Annotated in this window: 1 pseudogene; it reads left to right on the forward strand. The window is 54.5% G+C overall.

Going from position 1 to position 1,347, the window contains the following annotated elements:
• Positions 1–80: 80 nt before the first annotated feature.
• Positions 81–968, forward strand: a pseudogene (locus SAHL_RS02180) (viperin family antiviral radical SAM protein); the annotation flags it as partial.
• Positions 969–1,347: the final 379 nt, after the last annotated feature.

A 1,347-nucleotide genomic window follows, 5' to 3' on the forward strand; every position in this document is an offset into this window, starting at 1 on the left:
ATAGACGAGCGACAACTCAGCAGGAAAGCCGCCTAGCTTCTTTCCTCATACACCAGATTTGACAGTAACTCGTTCTCAACTGGCACCTCACGGAAGCCTGTAACTACGGTTGCCAGTACTGCTACGCCGCTTGGAAAAAAGACACTAGCGGACGTGAGCTGATTAACCATGCAGGACAAACTGCAGTACTACTGAATGAGCTTTACCAGTTCTTCCGCCCAGGGGCTCGCAGCAATCCACTTTCCAGTCACGTGGCGTGGCCTTCCGTTCGACTCAATCTAGCTGGCGGCGAACCATTGCTGCATGCCACCAAAATCCCAGACATCGTGAGTCACGCTCGGGGGCTTGGCTTCGAGGTTTCGCTAATCAGCAACGGCAGTCGCCTGAATGATCTTGTGCTGCACCAACTCGCATCGCAGTTGACTTGGCTGGGGATCAGCGTCGATTCGGCCAGCTCCGTTACCAATCGCGCTATTGGTCGCGTCGACCGGCGTGGCCGATTGCTTAATCTTGATCAGCTGGCCACCCGACTAATCGAGGCTAGTCGATCCAACCCTGAACTGCGGGTCAAGGTCAACACCGTGGTCAACCAGCTCAATCGCAGGGAAGATTTCAGCGACTTAATTCGGAGCCTAGCTCCGGAAAAGTGGAAGGCTCTACGAATGCTGCCCGTGGTGAATCGAAAACTTGCCGTCAGCGACGAGCAGTTTGCTGGCTTCGTCGCTCGCCACCGCGCTTTTTCTGGGATCCTGCGCGCTGAGGACAACCACGACATGCGTGAGTCTTACCTGATGATCGATCCGCATGGGCGTTTTTTTCAGAATAGCCCGCTTGGACGTGGACAAGGTTATACGTATAGCCGCCCTATTCTCGAGATTGGCGCGCGTGCAGCGTTCGCCGAAATGAACTTTGATCACGCGCGATTCGTCTCACGCTACGTTCGGAGGGACGCCGGGGCAACTGGATGAAGTACTGCTCCGATAAGGATATTGACAAGCTCATCCGCCAGTTAATCCGAGAAGGCTGGAAGTTTAAACGCGGCGGAAAACACGGCAGGCTTTCGCCTCCTAGCGGTCGGCCGACGTTGACCGTGGCCAAAACACCTCGCTGCCACCGAAGCTTCCATAATTTTCGTCGCGATGTACGTAAAGTAATCGCTAGAGAACACCTGACTTACTGAAAAGGTAACACTGCTCTCGCGGCTTCAGCCGCGAGAAGCCGCTGCCTGTTTCCTCATCAGCGATTTTTCAAATAGGACTACGCAATGTCCGCTTCTGGCCCAGGCTGTGTGAAAACGCGTGAGTTAGCGTACTTTTCCCCATCAGCTGTCTATGTCAGGCGCTAAGG

The organism is Salinisphaera orenii subsp. halophila YIM 95161 (assembly GCF_003732545.1).
Taxonomy (GTDB): Bacteria; Pseudomonadota; Gammaproteobacteria; order Nevskiales; family Salinisphaeraceae; genus Salinisphaera; species Salinisphaera orenii_A.